Here is a 22514-nt window from a genome sequence, read left to right on the forward strand (position 1 = left end):
TTCTTAACAAAATTCAATCACTCCATTGAATAGACAGCCACAGTATCCTATTTTGATAAAAACTAAAAACAAACAGACATACTTAACACTAATAGTAGATTTTTTAACTTCAAATTCACTTTTTCTCTCTTATCTTTTTGTAAACATTAAAAATGAGCTCTATTTACATAGAGCTCATTCGTAATTTTATAGTTTGCTAGACTGTAACCCCTGAATAAACGGAACTACTTCAGGATTTACAAGTGACGATAAATCTCCTAACTCTTTTCCTAAGTAAGCTGCTTTAATAACACGTCGCATTACTTTAGAATTTCGTGTTTTTGGTAAATCTTCTACAACGTGGATGTCTTTTGGACATAAAGCTTTACCAATATGAGAGTTTACTAAACTCATTAATTCTTTCTTTAACTCTCCAGAGAATATTACACCGTCTCGTAATACAACAAAACAATGACAAACTTCTCCTTTTACATCATCCGGTACACCAACCGCCGCTGCTTCTATTACATCATTATGTTTCACAAAAATAGATTCATATTCAGCAGGGCCAATACGTTTTCCAGCAATGTTTAACGTATCATCTGAACGACCTGTAATGATATATTGTTCCCCGTCATAAATGACCCAGTCACCATGAACCCACTTATTTTCAAAACGTGACCAGTATGTATTTACATAACGCTCATCATCTTCCCAGAAACTTTTCGTCATACCTACCCAAGGTTTTTCTAAACATAATTCTCCGACTTCATCACGAATCGGTTTACCTTGATCATCAAGTACAACCGCTGCCATTCCTGGTAAAGATGCGTTAAAACTAATCGGTGCAATTGGTTTAATAAGGACGTTTCCGAAAATCCCACCAGAAATTTCTGTTCCTCCTGAATAGTTACAAATTGGTACTTTACCTTTACCAACTGTATTAAATAACCACATCCATGGGTCTGGATTCCAAGGTTCTCCTGTTGATGCGAATACTTCTAAACTCTTTAACGAGTGTTTATTTACATATTCATCACCTTTTGGCATTAATGCACGGATTAATGTTGGTGAAATACCGAGGTGAGTAATTTCATATTTATCGACTGTCTCCCATAAGCGGTCTGCTTCTGGAAAGTCTGGGACACCTTCGTACATAACCATCGTTGCGCCATTAATTAAAGAACCGAATAGTAAAAATGGTCCCATCATCCAGCCCATATCAGTTACCCATAATACGCGGTCGCCTTGTTTTATATTCATTCCAAACCCTGCATCGAATGCAGATTTTAGCGGGAAACCAGCATGTGTGTGTACTGTCCCCTTCGGCTTACCAGTCGTTCCTGATGTATATATAAGCATTAATGGATCATCACTGTTCATTTCTTCAGCATGTATAAATGGTTTTTCTTTTTCTAACGTACTCCATGAAAAATCATAATTATGCGGTGTAAAATCATTTCCTGCATGACGAACAATTACCACCTTTTCAACAGTTGGACAATGTTCACAAGCTTTATCTACTTCATCTTTTAATGAAACAATTTTCCCACGGCGTGAAAAGCCATCTGCGGTAATAACCATTTTTGAACCAGCTGCTTGTACACGTGTCATTACTGCATCAGCAGCAAAACCTGAGAATATTGGTGAAATAATCGCTCCAATTTTCATTACCGCTAACATAGCAACAACTGTTTCAGGAATCATTGGCATGTAAATTGTTACACGATCACCTTTTTCAATACCAGCATGTTTCAAACCGTTGGCAACACGGCTTACCCAGCTGTCAAGCTCTTCATATGTAAATGATTTTGAAGTTCCGTTTTCCCCTTCATACATAAGTGCTGCTTGTGTTTTCATTTTATCGTCTGCAAGCCAGCGAGATAAAGCAGATTCTACAACGTTACAAGTTCCCTCAGTATACCACTGTGCAAACGGTGTACCATTTTCTAAATCTAACACTTCTGTATATGGTTTCATCCACTGATAGCCAACTGCTCTCTCAGCTTCTCCCCAAAACCATGCTGTTTCTTCAATTGACTTATTATAAAAAGCTTCGTAATCTTCATAGCCTAATGATTTCATCCAACCAAATAAACGCGTTTTTTCTTTATATTCTTCTGTTGGAAACCAAACTGCTTGTTTCAATGTTTTCCCCTCCTTGACTTTTTGAGCAAGAAAGCCCTAAATAGGGCTTTTAAACTGGATATACAGGATGTTTACGATCCGTGAATACTTGATATTTGCTCATATACATTTCGAATCGTCCTTTTAACTCTTCACGTAAATTATTTGGATGAACAATACCATCAATCACCATCTCTGATGCTAAACGGTAAATATCAATATCTTTCTTATACTCTTCTCGTTTTTCAGCAATAAAGCTTGCACGCTCTTCTTCTGGTAAAGCTGCAATCTTATTTGCATATACAGCATTAACCGCTGCTTCTGGACCCATTACTGCAATAGAAGCTGTTGGTAATGCTAAGCAGCAATCTGGTTCAAACGCTGGACCTGCCATTGCATATAAGCCAGCTCCATATGCTTTTCGAACGACGATAGAAATTTTCGGTACAGTTGCTTCACTCATTGCAGAGATCATTTTTGCACCATGACGAATAATTCCGGCACGTTCTACTTTTGTACCAATCATAAATCCAGGTACATCTGCAAGGAATAATAATGGGATATGGTATGCATCGCATAAATTTATAAACTTCGCTGCTTTATCAGCTGAATCGTGGAATAAAACGCCGCCCTTCATACGCGGCTGATTTGCAATAATGCCAATTGGCTTACCATCAATACGCGCTAAACCTGTAATTAGTTCTTGAGCAAATAATTTTTTCACTTCAAAGAAAGAACCTTCATCAATAATTCTGTTAATGAGATCTTTCATATTGAAAGGAGCATTTTGATTTTCTGGAATGATTTCTTCTAACGTTTTATCGAACTGTTTCGGTTCTTGAGGTGTAATCAAAGGAGTCTTTTCTAAATAGCTACTTGGAAAATAAGAAATATATTGTCTTGCTTGCGTAATTGCATCTTCTTCTGTTTTACATAAAACATCTCCGCATCCTGATACTGAGCAATGCATACGTGCTCCGCCCATTTCTTCTAAAGTTACCTTCTCACCGATAACCATTTCAGCCATACGCGGAGACCCCAAATACATAGAAGCATTTCCTTCAACCATCATAACAACGTCACAAAATGCTGGAATATACGCACCACCAGCCGCTGAAGGTCCAAATAATAAACAAATTTGTGGCACTTTACCAGATAATTTCACTTGGTTATAAAAGATCCTTCCTGCACCGCGGCGTCCAGGGAACATTTCAACTTGATCTGTAATACGTGCCCCAGCAGAGTCAACTAAATAAAATAACGGTACACGTAATTTCTCAGCCGTTTCTTGAATACGTAAAATCTTTTCAACTGTACGTGCTCCCCAGGATCCAGCCTTAACTGTTGAATCATTTGCCATTACACAAGCAGTACGACCATGTATTTTACCAGTTGCAGTTACAACACCATCAGCTGGTAATCCAGTTTGTTCACAATTTGCAAATAATGCGTCTTCCACATATTCACCATTATCGAATAAACGAGCTAAACGATCTCGAACAAAAAGTTTTCCTTTTGCTTTGTTTTGTTCATGATATTTCGGTGCCCCGCCTTGCTTAATTGTTTCAACTCGTTCTTCAAATGAATTAGATTGTTGTTTTTGATCTAACATATTTACTCCCCCTTATACATTGGTTTGCGTTTTTCTTTGAATGCCTGTAATCCTTCTAATCTATCTTTCGTATGGATTACGCCCTCATACGCCTGTTTTTCCATTTGTAAGCCGGTATGTAAATCTACTTGAATGCCATTTGAAATTGCTTCTTTTGCTAATCGAACGGCAATTGGACCATTATTAGCAATTCGATCTGCAATTTCAATTGCTTTCTCTTCTAGTAAATCAGCTGGTACTACGAATTCTACTAAACCATATTCTTTCGCTTCTTGCGCCGATATACGTCTTCCTGTATAAATTAATTCTTTCGCTCTACCAACTCCAATTAATCTAGGTAAGCGCTGAGTACCACCCGCCCCAGGTATAATTGCAAGGGAAGTTTCAGTAAGACCTAGACTTGCAGTGTCAGAAGCAATTCTAAAATCACAAGCTAAGCTTAATTCAGTACCTCCACCAAGAGCGATTCCATTTATTGCGGCAATAACTGGTTGTGGTAATTGTTCAACCATCTCCATAGTAGAACGAATCATACCCACAGCATGGCGAACTTGTTCTTCATTCATGCTGGCACGCTCTTTTAAATCAGCACCAGCGCAAAACGCTTTTTCGCCAGCCCCTGTTAAAATAACAACGCGCGTATTTGATTCTTCGTTTATTTGAGTTAATATAGTTTGTAATTCTTCTAACAATGCCAAAGATAATGAGTTTGCTTGTCTTTCACGATTTAACGAAATCTTTACAACGTGCGGTGTAACATAGTCAACGGAAATATTTTGTAATTGTAGCATCTTCTCACCTACTTATCGTTTTATGTTGAAGCGCTCTATACACATGACTCGGTAATTGGATATTTAACTTGCTTTGAATAAATTGACTAGCTCTCAATAACTTTTCTTCGTCTATATTTGTTTGGACACCTAACTTATGGAGCATATGTACTAAGTCATCAGTAGCAACATTACCCGATGCTCCTGGTGCATAAGGGCATCCTCCAAGTCCACCACAAGAACTATCAAACGTTGTAATACCATGTTCTAAAGACTTGACTACATTTGCCAGTGCCATTCCATACGTATTATGAAAATGCATCGCAAACTGCGAAGCATCATACTTCTTTAATAAATGTTCTAATACTTGCTCTACTTGTAACGGATTCGCTACACCAATCGTGTCACCAAGAGAGATTTCATAAATGCCGTATGAAAATAGTTGATTACATATTTCGTCAACTGCCAGAGCACTTATATCTCCTTCATAAGGACATCCAAATACAGTAGAAACATAGCCCCTTACCTTTTTTCCTTTGAATGTTGCCTGTTTTGTTATATCTTCAATTACAGCTAATGCTTCTTTAATTGATTTATTAATATTACTTTTATTATGAGATTCACTTGCTGATAAAAAAACATTCACCTCATCTACATTTTGCAAAAAAGCTCGTTCCAAACCATTTTGATTTGGAACAAGCGCTGCATATGTAACATTTGGATCCCTTTTTAGCTCAGAAAATACATCACTTGCATCTGCTAATGCAGGAACCCATTTAGGGTGAACGAATGAGGAAACTTCAACGTACGACAATCCCGCTTCTGTAAGTAGTTGAATCCATTTTACTTTATCTTTTGTGCCAACAATCTTTTTTTCATTCTGTAAGCCATCACGTGGCCCAACTTCTTTAATGACAGCAAAATTAGGTAGTTTCAATTCGCTTCCCCCTATATCTCCCTATTCAATTTCTAGTAATACATCTCCTTCATTTACAAAATCGCCTTCTTGTACGTTAATTTTCATAACAGTTCCGGCTTCTTCTGAAACGATTGGAATTTCCATTTTCATAGATTCCAAAATGACGACATCCTGCTCTTCCTCTACTGTGTCCCCTACTCCTACAACAATCTTCCAAACATTTCCTGCCATCGATGCATATACTTTCGTCATCATTTTTTCCCCCTTAATATTCATAAATCTTATTTTTTAACAAGTTGTTTCGTTACAAAACCTGTTGTATAAATACCACTTTTGAACACATCGTCTTCCAATACTTGTAGTAGCATTGGTGTATTCGTTTTAATACCTTCTACTTTTAACTCTTGCAGCGCAGCCTGTAATTTTGAAATCGCTTCTTCACGAGTTTCACCATGAGCGATTACTTTCGCAATCATTGGATCATAGAAAGGTGTAATCGTTACTTGATTCTCCAAGAAGTGATCAATACGTACATTTGTCGGTAACGTTAAATCTGTAATTTTCCCAGGTGAGGGGAAGAAAGTTTTCGGATCTTCTGCATAAATACGAGCCTCGATGGCATGACCACTACGTTTTACATCATCTTGTGTAAATGATAGCTTCTCACCATATGCGATAAGTAGTTGTTGTTCAACTAGGTCTAACCCAGTAATTTCTTCTGTAACTGGATGTTCTACTTGTAATCTCGTATTCATTTCTAAGAAATAAAAGTTCTTTTGATCATCTACAAGAAACTCAACTGTACCAGCATTTGTATAACCAAGAGCTTTAGCAGCTTGTACAGCGACTTCTCCCATAGCTTTTCGTGTACCTTCATCTAAAAATGGTGACGGCGCTTCTTCAATCACTTTTTGATTTCGGCGCTGCACTGAACATTCGCGTTCCCATAAATACACTGTATTACCATGTGTATCTGCTAAAAGTTGAATTTCAATATGATGTGCATCTGCTATATAGCGCTCTAAATACATTTCTCCGTTACCAAAGAAATTTTGCGCTCTTGTTTTATTACTTTCAAATGCTTTGGTGAGCGTTTGCTCAGTTTCCATCAACTGCATTCCAATGCCTCCGCCGCCCGCGGATGCCTTAAGCATTAATGGATAACCAATTTGTTTTGCAATTTCAATTGCTTCTTCAGCAGTTTCTATATTTGTAGTAATGCCTGGAACTACTGGTACGTCTGCTGCTTGCATTGCTATACGTGATTCAATTTTACTTCCCATCTTAGTAATGATTTCTTCTGAAGGACCGATAAATACGATTCCTTCTTCTTTACAGCGAATCGGAAAAGATGGATTCTCTGATAATAATCCGTACCCTGGATGGATTGCTTCAGCATTTGTCTTCTTAGCTATTTCAATAATTTTTTCAAGGTTTAAATAGCTTTCTTGGACACGTGGACCGCCTACTAAGTAAGCTTCATTTGCCAATTTTACATGAAGGGCATTTTCATCAGCCTCAGAATAAATAGCAACAGTGCGAATGCCAAGTTTTTGACAAGTTTTCATAATACGAACTGCGATTTCCCCGCGATTAGCAATTAATATTTTTTGAAACATAGTGACTCCTCCTTTTTATCTACATCCTAAATGTCTTGCAATTACGAGACGTTGAATTTCAGAAGTTCCTTCACCAATTTCTAAAAGTTTTGCATCACGAATATATCGTTCAACTTCATATTCACGCATATAGCCATATCCACCATGAATTTGTACTGCATGATTCGCAATACGACTAGCTGCTTCAGATGCAAATAATTTTGCCATAGCCGCTTCTTTACCGAAAGGTTTATCGTTATCTTTTAACCAAGCTGCTTTATGTACTAAATTACGAGCTAATTCCACTTCAGTCGCCATATCAGCCAATTTAAATTGAATCGCTTGGAAATTAGAAATCGTTTTTCCAAATTGTTGACGTTCTTTCGCATATTGCAATGCACGTTCAAATGCAGATTGTGCAATACCTACTGCTAATGCTGCGATTGAAATACGTCCTCCATCAAGTGTATATAAGAATTGTTTAAATCCTTTATTTACATCACCAAGAATATTTTCTTTCGGTACACGTACACCATCAAGTACGATTTCACAAGTGTTAGAAGCACGAACACCCATCTTATCGTAAGGGCTTGAAATCGTTAACCCTTCACTAGTAGTCGGTACGATAAATGCAGAAATACGTTTCTTACCATTGTCTTCAAAACCGTTGATAGCGGTTACAATAATTGTATTTGCATACTCTGCATTTGTGATCCAACACTTTTCGCCACTAATTACATATTCATCGCCATCTAAAATAGCTTTCGTTTGTGTGCCCCCTGCATCAGATCCAGCGTTCGGCTCTGTTAATCCGAAGGCACCTAATGTTTTACCTGACGCCATTGGAACTAAATACTTTTGTTTTTGTTCTTCTGTACCGAAATAATAAATTGGAGAAGCACCTAATGAAATTGTTGCAGCATAGCTTAAACCAGTACCACCACAAGCACGACCAATTTCTTCAACTGCTAACGCGTACGATAATGTATCGCCACCTGAACCTCCATACTCTTCTGGGAATGGGATGCCTAATAATCCTAGTTCGCCCATTTTTTGAAATGTTTCATATGGAAACTCTGCAGTTTTGTCATAATACACAGCTTTCGGTGCGATTTCCTTTTCAGCAAAGTCACGTACCATTTCTTTAATCATTTGTTTTTCGCGAGTTAGAGTAAATTCCATTCCGCTACACACCCCTTATCGAATATTGAGTTTCGACAGCGTGCGAGTTTCTACTACAAACATTACTTCTTAAAAGACACGAATATTAGTTAGATAATTGCTATAATTCTGTCATAACTTAATTTTAAAACAGATTCTGTACCAATGCACAAAAAAATTCCTACATTGTTCTACAACAACATAGGAGGTTTTGTGTCGAATTATGTAATTTATTGTTTAATAATCTCTACCTTTTCCCGAATCAGAAATTTCTACTAAAGCTTCAGGGTATGGTTCGAAATATGTTTGTCTTAATAAATACTTTTCATCAAATCTAATGGCCCATGTTTTTAAAATTACAAGTAAACTACTAAGTGGGGTTTTCTTTTCAGAATACTTCTGTAACAGCTCTAAAAAATGAGCTTTTTCTTGTTTTTTTAGCTTTGTTTTAAAATATCCGAAAATGTGCTCACATACATTTACATTCGATGTATAGCGGGGCGTACTCATGAATAATTCATATAAAGTCTTCTCATAATTGTCAAATACAACTTCAATTGTTTCATTTTTTTGATTTGCAATAATACGCCCTAATTCTTTTTGTTTTACCTGATTATATGCCATAAATAAATACTTATAATCTGATTGAAACGCTACGAGTTCTTTTATGTTTTTAGTATGTTTAATCATTTTGTAATGTGCGATTGTAAACAATCTTGTAAAGAAATGCTCTCTAATAATAAAATTCGACAATCTACCTTCTTCTTCAATTGGAAGATGCGAAAATTTTTTTATTACTGCTCCGCCAAATAATCCAGTTCCTTTTCCTTTTACTGGTCCTTTTTCAAAACCAGAATAGATTTTCACATCACGAGTTCCGCAACTTGGCGAACGATTCTTCAAAATAAAACCGTCAACTTCAGGTAATGTTTGTAAAAATGCATTTGAAAATTGCACCATTTTTTCAGTTACATCTTCTCGTATTGACGGTTGTACAAGCCTATTCGCACCATTTTTTTCTACAATACGTATCGTTTCACGAGGAGTCCCTAAACCAATTTCTACTTCAGGACATACAGGTATAAATGTAACAAATGGCTGCAAGTTTCGAATTGTTATATCTGGAACCATCTCTCCATTGTAACGACAGGCATCAAATTCTAAACATTTACTTACAACAATTATCGGTTTAGCAAATTGTCGCATCACATTACCTCCGTGGCGTTAGTCCATACAATATAAATTGAATCGTATTTTCAATTTCCACTTCATCGTCCCATTTCTCTTCTGGCAATAATAAAAACCTCGTTAAGAGTAACCCTAGTACAGCTGATAAAGTAAGACGTAATACGGAAGATGGTGGAAGTTCAATAATTTCCCCTTCTTCTTGAAACTTTGCAATCAGCTTTTTAAAATGTACAAGCAGTTCTGTTTCTATTAATTGTTGTATTTCACTTTTTAGTTCCGGCTGAAATGGTACTTCTTGAATTAATATTTTTATCATTGGAAAGTGCTTTTTAGCAAATTCAAATCTATTTTGAATTATTACTCTTAAAAGCACTTCATACGATTCATACTCTGTTTTAAATATTTCTTTTGCAAAGGCTTGTACGAAAAATGGTGCAGCAAACTTTGTTAAGGTCGGCATCACGACTGCAAACAATAAATCTTTTTTCGTTTTATAGTAGCGGAAGATTGTTCCTTCCGCTACACCAGCTCGCTTTGCAATTTCACTCGTTGAAGTTGAGGCGTACCCTTTTTCTCCAAACATATCAACAGCTGCCTCTAATATACGCATTTGACGTTCATTACGTTTATCAGTATTCGTTGCGGCAACTAATTCTTCCAGCCAATCCTTCTTCATTTATTGTGCTCCTTTTTATCATCATTATATTTTGCGATGTTTCTTTAACGCAAATACATTTCCTACTGCAAATAATAGTGAAAAAAGTAGTAATACAGTAAGATCTAAAGCAATTTCTGCAAACCCTTGATTCCGAATCATTACTTGTCTCATAGCGTCAGCACCATATGTGAGTGGAAATAATTTACCTAACATTTGTAACCATGTATTCATGGATTCCATTGGAAACAACCCAGAAAAGAAAACTTGTGGTACAATAACAAGCGGTATAAACTGAATCATTTGAAATTCATTATTTGCGTATGCCGATAAAAATGTGCCTAATGTTAGTGCAGTTAAAGAAAGCATACATGTTATAAGTAGCGTTAGCCATATTGAGCCAGCTACATATAAATCTAAAATATAAACTGAAAAACTTACAATTATAATAGATTGTATAAATGCAAAGATTCCAAAACCAATAATATATCCTACAACTATTTCCCATCTTCTCACTGGTGTGGACAATAATCTCTCTAATGTACCACTTAAACGTTCTCTTACAAAAGATACTCCGGACAATATAAATACAAAGAAAAATGTAAAGAAACCAATTAATACGGGACCAAGCCCATCAAACATCGTAATGTCTTTAGAGCCATGTAAATAATCCACTTCAGGCTTCATCATTGATACATTATTCTTCTCTGTACTCTTTTGCAATACTTGAAGTACCGCACGGTTTTTTGATGAATCACTGCCTTCTAATAGAAGATTCATTTTTCCATTTTCTAAATGAATTACTGCATCTACCTTTTGCTTTTCTAACTCCGAAATGGCTTTGTCTTTACTATATTCATAAATTGATGCTTCTTGATTTTTCATTGCTTTTACTATAGGAGCAGGCACATCGACTACAGCAATATGCGGTATATAGTCTTTTTGTGTAAATACTAGCGACAATAACCAAAGTAATAACATTGGTGCCCCAAACATCATTGCTAAAGAACGCTTATCTCGAAAAAATTGACGAATGATACGGATAACTACACCATTAACTCTCATGATTCAATCACTCCTTCTAACATAAAGACATCTTCAATTCGTCCGGATGACGTTTGTTTTTTCAATTCCTCTGGTGTGCCAATCGCAACTAAATTTCCTTCTCTAATTAGCCCTAGACGTTCGCAAAACTCAGCTTCATCCATAATGTGCGTTGTTACAATAATAGTAGTGCCTTTCTTTTTAAGATCATAAAACTTCTCCCAAATCGATTTTCGAAGAAGAGGATCTATCCCAACTGTTGGCTCATCTAAAATTAATATTTCCGGTTCATGAAGGAGTGCTATCGCTAATGATAAACGTTTTTTCATTCCACCTGAAAAGTGCTGTACTTGCTTTTTCATATGCTCTGATAATTGTACAAGTTCAAAAACTTCTTCAATTCTCTCTTTCTTACGCTTACCTTTTAACCCATACATCGTTGCAATAAAATCTGCATTTTCATATGCTGATAGTTCTTCGTATAATGCATCAGCCTGAGCCATATAACCAATTCTTTTCATTTCATTTAGATTAGGCATGTTTGTATTAAAAACAATTACATCCCCTGTAGTTGACTCATTAATACCTGCAATCATTTTAATGAGTGTTGTTTTCCCTGACCCGGAAGGTCCAACCAATCCAAAAATTTCTGCTTTTTCTATTTGCAACGAAAGGTTATGCAAAACTTCTTTTTTTCCAAATTTTTTTGATACATCTCGTAAAATAATTGAAGATTGTTGCACTAAAAATCCCCCTTTTCTTTAAAATGAGTGAGTACTCACTTTTATTTTACTCTCGAATTATTATATGTCAAACTTTACAGATAAATATTTTTTCTGTTATTTACTAAAACAATGAAACAGAGTCGACATTAGAATATTTTTTCTTAAAGTCGACTCTGTTTCATTGTAAATTATTCGATTTTTGTTATGTTTTTAAATTTAAATACCTTCTAATTCTAGCAATATCTAAAGAATATTCGATAACTATTTGCTGTATTGGTAATATAACCGTTTCCGGATATAAATGTGCATATTGTAACGTTTCTGCATACTTTTCCAACCGTTGTTCTAAATACTTTACAATTTGCTCAGGATGACTTACTAATAAAGACGTACTATAATAATGAATTTGCTCCTCAATCGCCGTATATTCTTCAATTTCAAATTCTTTATGCATTTGGACACCCCTTTATATTTTTAATATCGCTTAATAATAACTATTTTAACTCGACTAATTTTTAAGTTTTTTGATTATTTACACTATAACAAACTCAATAGGTCAAATTTTGTTACTTTATGTAACGTTGAAAAATTTTAACAAAATTGTAATGGAAACTTGTACTGAAGAAAAACTTCCTTTAAATTATTCCCCTGAACAAAAAAGCCGTACAGATTAATTTAACTGCACGACTACAATCTCAGGTCTATTAAAAACTCTTTGCGGAATGATACTATTGCCTAATCCTCTACTAACTATCATAGACGTATTTTGTTGTTCATATAAACCCGCTGTATATTTAGGCAGTATTCCTTGATTAGGAGCAACTAATCCCCCGATAAAAGGTAACCGAACTTGTCCCCCATGTGCATGACCCGATAAAACTAAATCTACTTGCTCATCAGCATACTCTTCTAGAAATTCAGGCCTATGAGATAATAATACCTTATATCCATCTGGTTGCGCTTTATCCTTTGCTTTTACAGTTTCATCTTTTATAATACTTCCTTCGTCACGGTTTCCATTAGTAAAATCAGGATCATCAATACCTAGTAAGTATATTTCTTGCTCACCTTTTTGAATACTTACATGCTCATTTCTTAAAACAGTAACATGGTATTTCTTCAATTCTTTCTCTAAACTGTTATATTTTCCCGACCACTTTTCATGATTTCCTGTCACAAAATATATAGGATACTCTTTTACAAGTTCTCGTATTACTTGCAGACTAATTTCTGCATCGTACGATTTACTATCTATTAAATCACCAGTAATAACAATGATGTCAGGATTCGAATTTTTCACTTTTTTGATTAATACGTCCTGATTATCACCAAATTTTTTATTATGTAAATCTGAAATTTGTAGTATTTTATATCCTTTAAAAGAAGAGGGAATTTTACTAGAGGTTATTTTAACCTCACTTATACTTATTAAATTGTTTTGTAAATATAAAAAGATACTAATGCCTACTAATATACCAATAATTAATATGATTCTTTTAGTCTTCTTGTTCATATTTCCTCCTAAAATCTTGATCAGTACTACAGTTCACAATAAATATTACGTGCCCTTCGCATTCAGAATAACTGAAATTTTTTAATTGATTTGTAGTATTTATTATAGTTTTATACGCCACTTATAAAATTTTTCAATCGCATGCGTGTATGATGTCATGCTCATTTTTCAGTGATTTTATAGCAGTTCACTGGAATTCCTTCATAATATTAACATTTATCTTACTTAGTTTGATAACTATATCATGATAATTCCTATAGTTTTTGATAAAAATATTGTGTACTTTTCTCGAATTATATACGACATTTGATTACAAATATATTATTACCACTACGATTTTAATTTGTTTAAAACGTACAAAGAGAGAATTGAAACACTAAATTGCCTTATGAAAAGGTATTACTACACCATTTGTTAGAAAATTGAAAAAACATGTGTAGATAGCTATCATTGTAAGTGCATATATAATTAACTTTAATTTTCTGACATAATTTCACATAATTCTTAAACTAGTTTTTTGCGTGCATTATGAAATAAAATATTGCACCATGTCAGTCTTTTAAAAATTATATATCATAACTTTAAGGGAGGAAGAAAACTATGAAGATGAAAAGAAAAATCATGATGACGACAGCACTTGCAGCTACATTAGCTACAGGTGCACTACCGACTACATCGGTGTTTGCTGCAGAAAAAGAGGCTCCTATCCAACAAAAAGAGGCACAAATGAGTATTCAACCATTTGCACAAAATAATTTGGAAACAGCGGTTAAGGCTGCCTTAAATGGTCCAGAAGTTAAAAAAATTAAAGTATTTGAGCATGAATTTAATGTAAAACCAATTGAAGTAGTAAATTTAGGTGGCGGTAAAACATACGTTAAGGGACAAATTTCTCATCATTTAAGTTTTCGTCCAGATGATCAATTTTATTATGAGTTTACAGTGCAAGATGGAAAGGTAATAGATAAGCCTGTATTTAATATTGATAGAGGTGGTTGGACACCTTTTGCCGCTCCACTTTTATCAATTCTTGCTGCGTATAATGGGATTCCAGTTAATCCAAATGATTTAAATGCACTTGGTCAACAGATTGGAAAAGTGATAGATGGAAGCTGGGAACATGCAGCCCAATCTATCGCAACTGTAGTTAGTTTAAGTTTTAATGAGTAGAATTTCTTAATTTTTGTTAGCCTAACAGAGTCCCATTTTTCATAAGTAACCTTGTTATAAAAAATTCTGAAACAGCTATAAATAGATTTTTACCACTCAGTCACATTATCTTGATTTGTTAACCACCTTATCATTCATTATATGTCACAAAATAGAAGTCTTTTTTAAGACTTCTGTTTTGTTTGTATACAGTACAGCGGAAAGTTTGTTTTTTACCTATCTATGCTTCAATTCTTTAAGAATCCGTTTGACTATTAGATACAATTTATTACAACAAACTATTAAAATCTCAAGTAACTTACCACCCCTATTTTATATTTTTTTCAAACACAAATATTCATTACTTTAAGAATAAAAACAATAGATATAGTTAAAAATCACTTTATTTTATTATATCTATCGTTTAAAAGTCAGGAGAGATAAAATGCACAAAATAAAAATGAGAATGTTATTAAAAATTAGTATCTTCACTTGTTTTATACTAGCAAATTTAAGTACACCATCTACTATTTTTGCTGATAGTCATCCCGGTTATTCCTATGAATCCAATATAGGCTATCAAAATCCAGCTTGGATGTCGAAAGTAGCAGATTCAATAAAATTAAGTGAATTATCTATTCCAGGGACTCACGGTACAATGGCTTTACATGGAGCAAGTTTTCTTGATGAAAATTTGACAAGAAATCAAACTATGAGTCTACCCCAACAATTAAATTCTGGAATTCGATATGTAGATATGCGTGTTAAACGTGTAAAAGATTCTTTTGCAATGTACCATGGTATTGCAAATCAAAAAGCAGTGTTTGAAGATGTATTAAAAGAGGCAATTCAATTTTTAAAAGATTATCCGACAGAAACAATTTTAATGCGCTTAAAAGAAGAAACCACTCCTGAAAGTGGATCTCTATCATTTGAGGAGATATTTTTAAAATATAAAAACGTTAATGTTTCATATTTTTGGGATCCTAATTCCGTACCAACTTCAGATAGAAACAACCCTACTTTAGGAGATATCCGGGGTGAAATTGTAATCTTACAAAACTTTACATCCTCTCAATTGTACGGTATTGATTACGAAAGTTTGAATATACAAGATAAATTTGAAATTGGAAGCGGTCCAGACGAAATATATGGAAAATGGAATGCGGTAAAAACCCATCTGCAAAATGCAAATACTAACTTTAATAATGGAAAAATATATCTCAACCATTTTAGCGGTACAGGTGGTGCAGCCGCATTTTTAAATAATGTATATCCTTGGTTTGTTGCAAGTGGAAAAGAGAACAGAAATACTGATAGTAGTCCTAAGTTGATTCAAACGAATTTCACTAATGCGTGGAGTGATTTCCCCCGCGATAGAAATGGACAAGTATATTATGGTGGTATGAATACACTTGGGACCGAACTCTTGCAACAAGGTGGAATTAAACATTCTGGTATCATCGCAGCTGATTTTCCTGGGCCAGGTTTAATTGATAGTATCATTAAATTAAATGGTATACATTCGAATGAAAAAGAAATATTAATTTCGCAGATTTCATCCGAATCTAGTCCTTTATCCGGACAAAAAAACCGATCCAGTCAAAACTTTAAAATTGATAGTTTACCTGTAGGTACTAAGGAATTAAAATGGGTTATTGAACCTTCAGAAAAAGATTATCCTTCTTCTATTTCTTTCAATGTAATGATTGACGTTTCCCTAGGTACAGATTCTACTCTTTGGAAAAATATTTCACATGAATCTAGGACTGAAGCTTACACAAATACTAAATATTATATTGCAAGTCCAATTGGTGCCACTAACAAATTTACAGTGAAAATATACGCTATTACAAATTAAAAAAATAAAGAATCCCAATGGAATTCCTTTTTGATGGAATACCATTGGGGTTCTTTTTTGATTTCATTTCGTAAACATTAAGATGGTGATTAAATTTACTCACATATCATTTAAACCATTAGATAATCCATATTTGGAACGACCCTTAATTTTCAAAAAGAAATCCCAAAATGTTAACTACCTTTTCCAGCTTATCATTTATTCAAAACTGGCTTCCAAAGTGATAGGGCAAAAATCCAATTTGAGTCGCCGTTCCCTTGATAATCTTGAACCGCTTCATACACTTTTCCCTCATGTACTACTCTATCACCTTTAGTATATGCCTTTCTTGCATCCCATTTTTCATATGTGGAATCCCCTGACTTTGTTGTTACATTCAAAACATCACTTCTACTAGATTCTTTTCCAGCTAAATCAACCGCCGTCACTACATACTTATACGATGTATTAGCCTTCAAATCTTTATCCATAAAGGATGTATTATCAGCTGCCCCAATTTTATTCATAACCCCAGCGCTTTCTCTATATACAATATAATGGTCAACACCTACATTATCTTCAGACGGACTCCACATCAAATCAACAGTTGTCGCTGTTGTACCCATACTATGTAATCCTTTTGGTTGAGTCGGAGCCTCTTTATCTGGAATTTCATTTGTTGTCTTAGCCTTTAGTTTTTCACTTTCTTTTGATATGTTTCCAGCAGCGTCTAATGCCTTTATTGTATAGGTATATTCCGTATTTGCTTTTAGTTTTTTATCAGTAAAAGTTGTACCTGGTACCGTACCAATTACTTCTCCACTACGTAACACTTGATATTCTTTTACGCCTATATTATCAGTAGAGGCCTTCCATGTTAGTTCAACACTATTGGCAGAAACTTTAGACGCATTTAATCCCGTTGGTTGACTTGGAGCTACTGTGTCGGGAGTTTCATTATTTACTAAATTTACATCAATTACGTTATAAAACGCATTTGACGTATCTGCTACATCCCATACAGCTAAAATAACATGATAACCATTGCGATCATTTGGTACATTAATTGTATGTGTTAAATTATTTGATGCTGCCGAACCGTCATGGTTCACAGTTCCAATTGGTTCTAATTCAGCACGTGTTAATGGTTTATTAGGATCCCATCCCTTTTTTGTAATGTAATAATGCCATTTACTTGTAGAATGTGCCGCTGTGTATTTCCATGTAAATGTATTTGCTCCCCCCTTTATTGTGTTTTTGAACCAGCGATTTGATGTTTGTTGGTCAAGAATCCCTCCAAACAATCCTCCTGCCGAAGCAATTTTCCCATCAATCGGTCCACTATCTGGGAATCCTTTAGGTGCTTCTAGACTTTGAGGTTCGTACATTACATTTCCACAATTTAAATTTAATGCTCCATAATTCTGACTACATAAAGCAGCACGACTACTCGGCTTTTCAACAAACCCATGTGCATATGCACTTTGAGGAATCATTGTAATTGCCGTCACCCCTGCAGCTAAAACACAAGCACCAATTCCTTTTTTACTTTTTCTTAATCTTTCTAACTTAGATGTTAATTTCAAATTCATACTTGTCCCCCCAATATATTGTTTACGCTAATATAATAGCAATATAGGGATAAACGAACAAATCACCTACTAATATATTAATAGTTCAATAACATAAACACATTTAGTTTATTTATTAACCTGATATGGGGCTAAATTAAGCAAATTAATTCTATTTTGTAACATTATGTAGTAAAGAGTTTATAAAAAACCAATAAAGATTCACAAAAAATCCAAATATCGATTACTTAATTTTTTACAACCACACCCCACACGATAACTACATTATTAAGCAGGTTTCATGATTTATTACATTCTCTCACCACCTGATAAAATCAGATCAAAAACATATCTCTGCATATTATCAATTAGTTTAACCACATCTGGATTTTTATCGTTGCTCAGCGACCAATTGATTGACACCATTGCGTTTGCTGTATACAACTGAGCTACAAAGTCAATCGGCACACTTACTTCAACCTGCTTCTCTTTCAAATAGGAATAGCAGGCATTATATAAAATGGATTCTAATTCTAAACGTAAATCCGCTGAGGGAACACGTACATGGAGTAAAGTTGCAACCTCTTTTTTTCGCGCTGAGATCTTATCGGTTATCATATTAATAGCTTGAGCCACATTTCCATTCTCTATTAATGCGAAACGAAATTCAATTTCTTCCTTGAACCAGCAGACATAATTTTGCACTAATTTTTCCAAAAGATCATATTTATCTGCAAAATGGCTGTAAAATGTGGACTTACTCACCAAAGCATGTATGCAAATATCTTTAGTTGTAATTCGACCAAACTCTTTTTCGTTCAAGAGGGTAATAAGTGTATTAGAAATATTTTTCTTCGTTTTATAAACGCGAACATCCTCTCCCATTATTAATCAATCTCCTTCCCAAAGTTGCTTATCGAACCGTTTATATCCTTATGGTTCGATTTCGTACTTCTTATCCTTTCCTGCTTGTTGTTTCTTTAATATACTTCTCTTATCCTTACCTTGTAGTCAAATATAAGGAGGGATTTTATGTTTAAACAGTATGTAAACAACGAACAGTTCAATTTGCAAATTAATCGTTTTTTCAACGATTTCTATCAAGACGATGAGCGGGCAAATCAGGATTTGCAAGCCATCATCCCAAGACTTACAGACACGGACAGCTGGTATAACACTTGGATAGAATATGCAGCAATGCGGGAGCACCAGAAAGACTTCGATCTGGCTTCGGTTTATTATCAGGCTGCCGAGTTTTATATGGAATCATCCGATCCAAAAAAAGAAAAAGTGTACCAAAAATACCGTGAAACTTTTTATAAGGGCTTTCATGACTTTGAGTATGAAACCTATCAAATTCCTTATGAAGATTCCTATCTTCCTGCAATCAAATTCATGACACCAGGCGCATGTAATACACTACTTTTCTTTGGAGGCTACGATTCCTACATGGAGGAAATGATGAAGATGATGAACTACCTCATAGGAATCAATTATAATATTATAGTTTTTGATGGACCTGGACAAGGAACAGCACTGAAAAACGGCTTGAAATTTATCCACAACTGGGAGAAGCCCGTTTCCACAGTCATTGACTATTTCAAACTTGACCGTGTTAGTATTCTCGGAGCTTCTTGGGGCGGCTACTTGGCAATGCGTGCCGCCGCTTTTGAAAAACGAATCGACAAAGTCATCGCCTTTAATATTTTTTATAGTGGCCTTGATGCACTCAAGATGCGCATGCCGGATAATATCTGGAATAAATTGACCACGCTTCTGGCTACTAATGAAGCTGACAAAATTAATACCCTGTTTAAACAAATGATGGCCACCAGCATCGACCTGAACTGGAAAGTTAAAAAGGGTATGGAAAATACAGGTGAAAAAACGCCATTTAACTTACTTAAAAACTTTGAAAAACATACGATGGCAGGAATCGGTCAGTTTATAAATCAAGAAGTATTGCTACTGGCTGGTGAAGACGATCAGTACGTTCCAATTAGCCGATTACCGCAAATCGAATCGGAGCTATGTAATGCAGCCTCCATCACTTCTGTAGTTTTCACTAAGAAAACTGGTGGTGAACAACATTGTCAGGCTGGTCATCGTCACTTAGCTTTTGATGAAATTAAAAGATTTTTGCGACATAAATTATATTGAGAAATATGAAGCATTTTAGCACTTTCAAAATTTTTCTTTTACTAGCACATTAGAACATGGTGACACTCTTGCCCTTCTTATAGTGTTCATGGTGACCATCGTGTCACTCCTCAAAAAGACTGATATTATTTTCATAAAAGAAATCCCCCACGTATTTGTGGGGGATTATTCTGCGTTTTACTTATAATGAAATGTATGAAGTTTTGTTTATTTACAAACCTAAGATTCCAACAATCTGACTCGCCTTTAGATTAGTAATATAATAGTACATCTCTAAACCCTTTTTTTCAGCCTTTAGCACCTTACCCCTCATTTTCGATAAATGTTGGGAAACAGTGGATTGTGGAATTTTTAAAAGCTTCGTCAATTGTGTAACATTACATTTTTATACTGAATTAACTCGTTTATAATTTGCAATCGAATTGGATGTGCCATTATTTTTAACATATCTACATCCTCTTCAGTTATTACACTCTTTTTCATTTCATTTTTATACATTGTCATAAGAAATTCTCCTTTATTATCCGTGCATTTCCGCACGTCTTTTAATTAGAAGTATATTCTAAAATTATTACGGTTTAATATTCTTATTTTTTGGTATATTGAAGTTTATATTTTTAAAATAATATAATTCCAGAAACGCCTTACACTCATATTGTACAATTCCAATATGCGATTCATATGAACTTAATATACGGTTTAAATGAATCTTATATAATGAATCTCACTTCACTATGGAGACACTGTTGAAACTTTACTTCAATAACTCTGTAGGAAACTTATAAACAACTAAAAAAGGACACACCTATAGCATATGTATGCGTAGGTGTGTCCTTTTCTAAGATAAATTTTAGAGTATTAACTTCTTTTTATCCTATCGTATAAGATAACTATTTAAATTTCAAAATATATAGTATAGAATAGGAACATTCGCTATATTTATGTATGAAAGGATTTTTGGAAATGGACTTGTTGCAAATCAAGAAAATGGAAAATTTAATTTGGACTATTGAACATAGTAGTGACCTCTCAAAAAGGTTTTACATAATAAAATTTTTTGATAGAGAAAATACAATTAAGCCAATTGAAACATTAGAATTTGGAAATAGAAATATCGACAAATTTGAATGGGTGTTTATTAATATATTTCCAAGGGTAGTAACAACTTATGTCCCTTCCACTGGAAGGAAACCTGATGAATCATTAATAGATACAACTAGAGAAAACAGTAAAGAATCACTTATTTTACAAGGAATACGAACCTACACAAAGTTTTGGTCATGTTAACCCCCACCCTTCTACAGCAGCAAATATAATTTTGCATAAAATGTGGGTTTTTGAGTTAAGGTGAATTCTATATGTAAATTCTTCTGAGAGTTTCATTCACATTGTATTGTTCGTTATTTGAAGAACAAGGAGTTTTTTATAATATACGATATATCAATTTTTAAAATGTATGCTTATACTTATTTTTTTAGGCATTTTATTCTCTTAAGAGCATCCACGCAAATACATGCTCTTAAGAAAATAAAAGTAGTACGCATGAGATTGAATGAATATTAAATAAAACACTTTGGATCTGGAACTTACCTTACACTTTGTTTTATATATATAAAAGAAGAGTAGAATATCCTTTTTTATTTTTATATTTTCCTACTAACACTTCAAACAATCTATCAGGACGTTAAGTAGTGAATAGTTCAATTTAAGGGGATTGTTTTAGTCTCTACTAATTTAGCAGAAAATTCAGTTTTATATTTAACCTTTCTAAATTCTAGATGATTAAATCCTTGATTAGCGCCTCATCGGTTGAATCAAAAAGGGTATGCACTTTAATACACCTAGTCCAACAAACGTAAATATTACTCCTACCAAATCTAACAAAAAAATTTGAGTAGCCCCCTATTTATTGCACTAATTATAACTAGAGCTAGCCCTTTCCTTTTCTTTAAATTCCTACTTTAACTAGACCATACGGACGTTAAGTGATATGGTTCCATTTTATAATGGGGGAAATTTTCACCTTTTCTAAACAACTTATTATATTATTTTTATCTAATAAGGCACAGAAACAAATTAAAAAACTTTAGTGCTCCTGAGAAAATCTCTTGAGGAAAAACGTTTTTAGAGTGAAACGTTTTTCAGGGTACTTTTATACTGACTCTTTTCCTTAAAATGTTTCTGTACCTAATATTTAAATTAACTTATGTCAAAATATTTCGCAATACAAGTGCTAAATGCTACATGGATATATAGAACATGACACTTTTTATCACCATACCCCATCAAATACTTATATTAAATATAGAAAAGTCACCTTACTATTATTAAATTTGTTAAATTAAATAATGAAAATGGAGAATACTAACTTTATAATTGTCACAATTTAATATATATATCTACTCTTTTATTACTCGTAAAAATCATTTGATAATTCCTTCAATATTAATTTATGAAATGCAGAGACCATCTAAAGCAACAATTTTCTTACATTAGATTGTTT

General features: G+C 34.2%; 19 protein-coding genes and 1 pseudogene. 4 read left to right on the plus strand and 16 right to left on the minus strand.

Annotation, left to right across the window (positions count from 1 at the left end):
• Positions 1–186 precede the first annotated feature (186 nt).
• The 13 genes from MKX77_RS11770 to MKX77_RS11830 all read right to left on the minus strand — a co-directional run bounded on the left by MKX77_RS11770 (position 187) and on the right by MKX77_RS11830 (position 13291).
• The gene (locus tag MKX77_RS11770; RefSeq protein WP_341306724.1) at positions 187–2127 is read right to left on the minus strand and encodes an AMP-binding protein; all 1941 of its coding nucleotides are present in this window, start codon (positions 2125–2127) and stop codon (positions 187–189) included.
• A gap of 49 nt (positions 2128–2176) precedes the next feature.
• Positions 2177–3718 (minus strand): acyl-CoA carboxylase subunit beta, encoded by a 1542-nt coding sequence (locus MKX77_RS11775; protein WP_341306725.1) that lies wholly within the window; start codon positions 3716–3718, stop codon positions 2177–2179.
• A 2-nt stretch (positions 3719–3720) separates the two neighbouring features.
• Positions 3721–4509 (minus strand): enoyl-CoA hydratase, encoded by a 789-nt coding sequence (locus MKX77_RS11780; protein ID WP_341306726.1) that lies wholly within the window; start codon positions 4507–4509, stop codon positions 3721–3723.
• 4 nt (positions 4510–4513) lie between these two features.
• The gene (gene mvaB, locus MKX77_RS11785; protein ID WP_341306727.1) at positions 4514–5425 is read right to left on the minus strand and encodes a hydroxymethylglutaryl-CoA lyase; all 912 of its coding nucleotides are present in this window, start codon (positions 5423–5425) and stop codon (positions 4514–4516) included.
• Positions 5426–5446: 21 nt separating this feature from the next.
• Positions 5447–5662, minus strand: a complete 216-nt coding sequence (locus MKX77_RS11790) for an acetyl-CoA carboxylase biotin carboxyl carrier protein subunit (protein WP_001985297.1) — start codon at positions 5660–5662, stop codon at positions 5447–5449.
• 26 nt (positions 5663–5688) lie between these two features.
• Positions 5689–7026 carry an acetyl-CoA carboxylase biotin carboxylase subunit gene (locus tag MKX77_RS11795; RefSeq protein WP_341306728.1) on the minus strand — a complete coding sequence of 446 codons (1338 nt, stop codon included), beginning with the start codon at positions 7024–7026 and terminating at the stop codon, positions 5689–5691.
• Between the two features lie 15 nt (positions 7027–7041).
• Entirely contained in the window at positions 7042–8187 is a 1146-nt protein-coding gene (locus MKX77_RS11800) for an acyl-CoA dehydrogenase (RefSeq protein WP_105587023.1), read from the minus strand.
• A 216-nt stretch (positions 8188–8403) separates the two neighbouring features.
• Positions 8404–9372, minus strand: coding sequence for a YbgA family protein (locus MKX77_RS11805; protein ID WP_341306729.1), 969 nt, complete (start codon positions 9370–9372; stop codon positions 8404–8406).
• A 4-nt stretch (positions 9373–9376) separates the two neighbouring features.
• Entirely contained in the window at positions 9377–10030 is a 654-nt protein-coding gene (locus MKX77_RS11810; protein WP_002065518.1) for a TetR/AcrR family transcriptional regulator, read from the minus strand.
• A 24-nt stretch (positions 10031–10054) separates the two neighbouring features.
• On the minus strand, positions 10055–11074 hold the full coding sequence (locus MKX77_RS11815) for an ABC transporter permease (protein ID WP_215556394.1): 1020 nt from the start codon (positions 11072–11074) through the stop codon (positions 10055–10057).
• Positions 11071–11796, minus strand: a complete 726-nt coding sequence (locus tag MKX77_RS11820) for an ABC transporter ATP-binding protein (RefSeq protein WP_002065516.1) — start codon at positions 11794–11796, stop codon at positions 11071–11073. The genes MKX77_RS11815 and MKX77_RS11820 overlap by 4 nt, the downstream gene beginning before the upstream one ends.
• Positions 11797–11980: 184 nt before the next feature.
• On the minus strand, positions 11981–12232 hold the full coding sequence (locus MKX77_RS11825) for a hypothetical protein (protein WP_215556393.1): 252 nt from the start codon (positions 12230–12232) through the stop codon (positions 11981–11983).
• A gap of 216 nt (positions 12233–12448) precedes the next feature.
• The gene (locus tag MKX77_RS11830; RefSeq protein WP_341306730.1) at positions 12449–13291 is read right to left on the minus strand and encodes a metallophosphoesterase; all 843 of its coding nucleotides are present in this window, start codon (positions 13289–13291) and stop codon (positions 12449–12451) included.
• A 600-nt stretch (positions 13292–13891) separates the two neighbouring features.
• Here MKX77_RS11830 and MKX77_RS11835 point away from each other — a divergent pair.
• Both MKX77_RS11835 and MKX77_RS11840 read left to right on the plus strand, forming a co-directional pair.
• Positions 13892–14461 carry a hypothetical protein gene (locus MKX77_RS11835; RefSeq protein ID WP_002065511.1) on the plus strand — a complete coding sequence of 190 codons (570 nt, stop codon included), beginning with the start codon at positions 13892–13894 and terminating at the stop codon, positions 14459–14461.
• Positions 14462–14885: 424 nt separating this feature from the next.
• Positions 14886–16301 (plus strand): phosphatidylinositol-specific phospholipase C, encoded by a 1416-nt coding sequence (locus tag MKX77_RS11840; RefSeq protein ID WP_341306731.1) that lies wholly within the window; start codon positions 14886–14888, stop codon positions 16299–16301.
• Between the two features lie 194 nt (positions 16302–16495).
• Here the strand turns inward: MKX77_RS11840 and MKX77_RS11845 are convergent, their stop codons facing one another.
• Both MKX77_RS11845 and MKX77_RS11850 read right to left on the minus strand, forming a co-directional pair.
• Positions 16496–17872, minus strand: coding sequence for a lytic polysaccharide monooxygenase (locus MKX77_RS11845; RefSeq protein ID WP_341306732.1), 1377 nt, complete (start codon positions 17870–17872; stop codon positions 16496–16498).
• A gap of 288 nt (positions 17873–18160) precedes the next feature.
• Complete coding sequence (locus tag MKX77_RS11850; RefSeq protein WP_341306733.1) at positions 18161–18736, minus strand: TetR/AcrR family transcriptional regulator; 576 nt, start codon at positions 18734–18736, stop codon at positions 18161–18163.
• A 147-nt stretch (positions 18737–18883) separates the two neighbouring features.
• On the opposite strand from MKX77_RS11850, the gene MKX77_RS11855 reads away from it, so the two are divergent.
• A complete protein-coding gene (locus MKX77_RS11855; RefSeq protein ID WP_341306734.1) occupies positions 18884–20011 on the plus strand; it encodes an alpha/beta fold hydrolase in 1128 nt (375 codons plus the stop codon).
• Positions 20012–20222: 211 nt separating this feature from the next.
• Here the strand turns inward: MKX77_RS11855 and MKX77_RS11860 are convergent.
• Positions 20223–20515, minus strand: a pseudogene (locus MKX77_RS11860) (ArsR/SmtB family transcription factor).
• Between the two features lie 459 nt (positions 20516–20974).
• On the opposite strand from MKX77_RS11860, the gene MKX77_RS11865 reads away from it, so the two are divergent.
• The gene (locus tag MKX77_RS11865; protein ID WP_002127477.1) at positions 20975–21298 is read left to right on the plus strand and encodes a hypothetical protein; all 324 of its coding nucleotides are present in this window, start codon (positions 20975–20977) and stop codon (positions 21296–21298) included.
• Positions 21299–22514 lie beyond the last annotated feature (1216 nt).

This window comes from Bacillus sp. FSL R9-9410 (genome assembly GCF_038050385.1).
Lineage (GTDB): Bacteria > Bacillota > Bacilli > Bacillales > Bacillaceae_G > Bacillus_A > Bacillus_A cereus_U.

Coding starts and splice junctions, on each gene's coding strand:
- MKX77_RS11775 (WP_341306725.1), bottom strand. CDS start 3,718: ATGTTAGATCAAAAACAACAATCTAATTCATTTGAAGAACGAGTTGAA.
- MKX77_RS11780 (WP_341306726.1), bottom strand. CDS start 4,509: ATGCTACAATTACAAAATATTTCCGTTGACTATGTTACACCGCACGTT.
- MKX77_RS11790 (WP_001985297.1), bottom strand. CDS start 5,662: ATGATGACGAAAGTATATGCATCGATGGCAGGAAATGTTTGGAAGATT.
- MKX77_RS11795 (WP_341306728.1), bottom strand. CDS start 7,026: ATGTTTCAAAAAATATTAATTGCTAATCGCGGGGAAATCGCAGTTCGT.
- MKX77_RS11800 (WP_105587023.1), bottom strand. CDS start 8,187: ATGGAATTTACTCTAACTCGCGAAAAACAAATGATTAAAGAAATGGTA.
- MKX77_RS11805 (WP_341306729.1), bottom strand. CDS start 9,372: ATGCGACAATTTGCTAAACCGATAATTGTTGTAAGTAAATGTTTAGAA.
- MKX77_RS11810 (WP_002065518.1), bottom strand. CDS start 10,030: ATGAAGAAGGATTGGCTGGAAGAATTAGTTGCCGCAACGAATACTGAT.
- MKX77_RS11815 (WP_215556394.1), bottom strand. CDS start 11,074: ATGAGAGTTAATGGTGTAGTTATCCGTATCATTCGTCAATTTTTTCGA.
- MKX77_RS11825 (WP_215556393.1), bottom strand. CDS start 12,232: ATGCATAAAGAATTTGAAATTGAAGAATATACGGCGATTGAGGAGCAA.
- MKX77_RS11830 (WP_341306730.1), bottom strand. CDS start 13,291: ATGAACAAGAAGACTAAAAGAATCATATTAATTATTGGTATATTAGTA.
- MKX77_RS11835 (WP_002065511.1), top strand. CDS start 13,892: ATGAAGATGAAAAGAAAAATCATGATGACGACAGCACTTGCAGCTACA.
- MKX77_RS11840 (WP_341306731.1), top strand. CDS start 14,886: ATGCACAAAATAAAAATGAGAATGTTATTAAAAATTAGTATCTTCACT.
- MKX77_RS11845 (WP_341306732.1), bottom strand. CDS start 17,872: ATGAATTTGAAATTAACATCTAAGTTAGAAAGATTAAGAAAAAGTAAA.
- MKX77_RS11850 (WP_341306733.1), bottom strand. CDS start 18,736: ATGGGAGAGGATGTTCGCGTTTATAAAACGAAGAAAAATATTTCTAAT.
- MKX77_RS11855 (WP_341306734.1), top strand. CDS start 18,884: ATGTTTAAACAGTATGTAAACAACGAACAGTTCAATTTGCAAATTAAT.
- MKX77_RS11865 (WP_002127477.1), top strand. CDS start 20,975: ATGGACTTGTTGCAAATCAAGAAAATGGAAAATTTAATTTGGACTATT.